Raw genomic sequence first — 2041 nt, 5'->3', positions numbered from 1 at the left:
GCCGGGGATATGCGAGATACTTGTAAACTTGATTTGTGTGAGCGGGCGTCCCACGTGGACGCCCCTACAGAAAAAGGAGCTGTCGTATTACGACAGCTCCTTTTTTTCATATATTCCGTGCGACGAGTTTTTCGAGTGGTTCGTCTGGCCGCTGGAAGGGGATATCCGGTTTTTCTGCCAGGTAATCCAGGGCAAAGCCCAGGCAGGTGGCAGCGCCGTAGGTCAGGCCGTCTTCGTCGAGGTCGAATTCCGGCGTGTGGTGATTGGCACCGCATCCTTTTTCTTTGTTTTCGATGCCCGTAAAGGTCAGGACGCCGGGATAGAGGCGGGACGTGATGGCAAAAGTTTCCGAAGCCATCCAGGGTGTGCAGTCCGTCAGGGCGTCGGCGCCTATGTACTTTTCGACGGCTTTTTCGGCGATGGCCACGCAGACCGGGTTGTTCTGGACTTCAAAGAGCGGCTCCGGCATGTGCAGGATGTCGTAACGGCAGTCATAGGTCTGGCAGGCATTGGCCAGGATGCGCTTGAATTCTTCGTAGAAGCGCCTGCCTGCATGGTCGTAGCTGAAGAAGCGGCACGTACCGGCAAAGGTCAGGCTGTTGGGGATGACGTTGAGGACGTCGCCACTGTGCAGGCTGCCGATGGAGAAGGTCAGACATTCTTTCGGCGGGACGGCCCGCATCCGCAGGGCCTGCATGTTGCCGTAGAAGTCGTGGAAACAGTCGATAGGGCTTTCAGCCAGGTCCGGCCGGGAGCCGTGGCCGCCGTGGCCGTCGATGCGGATTTCAAAGCCGAAGCCGCCGGCCATGGGCGCGTCGTGGCAGACAGAGACTTTGCCTGCCGGGATGTCCCAGCGGACGTGGGTCGCATAGCAGGCGTCGATATGCCAGGGGCTTTCTGTTTCCAAATAGCGCAGGAGATATTCCAGAGGGCCCGATTCTTCTTCGCCCCGTTCAAACATCAAGACGACGGTTCCGTCCCACTGGTCTTTCCAGCGCTGGAGGCATTTTGCAGCCATGAGCTGCATGGCCATATGGCCGTCGTGACCGCAGGCGTGCATGACGCCGTGATTCTGAGAGCGGCAGACGCGCGGGCACGATAAATTCCGTTCGCCTTCTTCGATGGGCAGGGCATCGACGTCAGCCCGTAAGAGCAGCGTCTTGCCAGGGCCTTTGCCGTCAATCCAGGCGATGAGGCCGCCCTTGTCGACCAGGCGGTAAGAAATGCCATATTCCTCCAGCTTTTTGGCAATATAGGCCAGGGTCTGGTCTTCCTTTTTGGACAGTTCCGGATGTTCGTGGAAATGGCGGCGCAAGGCGACGAGTTCACCTTGTTCTTTGCGTACTTCTTCGAGAATATCGATCATCTTTGCTTCCCCCTCTGTGTTATTCTTCAATCCCTATGCGGGCGGCAAGGCCCCGGTCAAAGGGATGCTTGATTTTCTTGATTTCTGAGACGTAATCGGCCAAGTCCAGGAGGGCCGGACTGGGGTCGCGGCCAGTCAGGACGACTTCCGTATGGGCCGGTTTGTCCTTTAAGAAATCGAGGACCTGCTCTTCCGGGACGAGGCCCAGGGCGCAGGCGCCGACGAGTTCGTCGCAGACGGCCAGGTCGGGATGGTGCATTTCGCAGAAGTCCCGGACTTTTTGCAACAATGCCGTCTGGGCCTCACAGGTGGCCTGTTTTTCGGCGTCAGTCATCTGAAAGGTGAATTTCAGGATGGCTTTGCCCCGCAGGACCGTGACCTGCGGCAGGGCCTTGAGAGACTCCAGCTCGCCTGTCGGCCGGCCCTTGAGGAACTGGGCGAAAAGAATCTTGCCGCCCCGGCCGGCACAGCGCAGGACCAGGCCCAGCGAGGCCGTCGTCTTGCCCTTGCCGTCGCCGCAATATATATGTATTAAGCCTGTATCCATCATATCACCTCTCATTAACTGTTAGTCATTCACTATACTGTGGCGGGCGCCCCACGTGTGTTATGTGCAATAACATAGTTTACATAAATAGGGGTCTTCCCCCTACTGAAAAAAGTGATACTTTTAGG

The 2041-nt window shown here is 57.4% G+C and carries 2 protein-coding genes; both read right to left on the bottom strand.

Annotated elements, in window-relative coordinates; translation table 11 throughout:
* Positions 1-106: 106 nt before the first annotated feature.
* Positions 107-1366: a M20 metallopeptidase family protein gene (locus tag WMO23_RS11210; RefSeq protein WP_020310358.1), complete on the bottom strand. Its 1260-nt coding sequence runs from the start codon at positions 1364-1366 to the stop codon at positions 107-109.
* Between the two features lie 19 nt (positions 1367-1385).
* Positions 1386-1913: a cob(I)yrinic acid a,c-diamide adenosyltransferase gene (locus WMO23_RS11205; protein ID WP_020310359.1), complete on the bottom strand. Its 528-nt coding sequence runs from the start codon at positions 1911-1913 to the stop codon at positions 1386-1388.
* Between the last annotated feature and the right edge of the window lie 128 nt (positions 1914-2041).

The organism is Megasphaera intestinihominis, from assembly GCF_040096415.1.
Classification (GTDB): domain Bacteria; phylum Bacillota; class Negativicutes; order Veillonellales; family Megasphaeraceae; genus Megasphaera; species Megasphaera intestinihominis.
This window is presented reverse-complemented; position numbering and strand designations above follow the sequence as displayed.

Excerpts from the sequence above, each read along its gene's own strand:
- WMO23_RS11205 (WP_020310359.1), bottom strand. The coding sequence starts at position 1,913 with ATGGATACAGGCTTAATACATATATATTGCGGCGACGGCAAGGGCAAG.
- WMO23_RS11210 (WP_020310358.1), bottom strand. The coding sequence starts at position 1,366 with ATGATCGATATTCTCGAAGAAGTACGCAAAGAACAAGGTGAACTCGTC.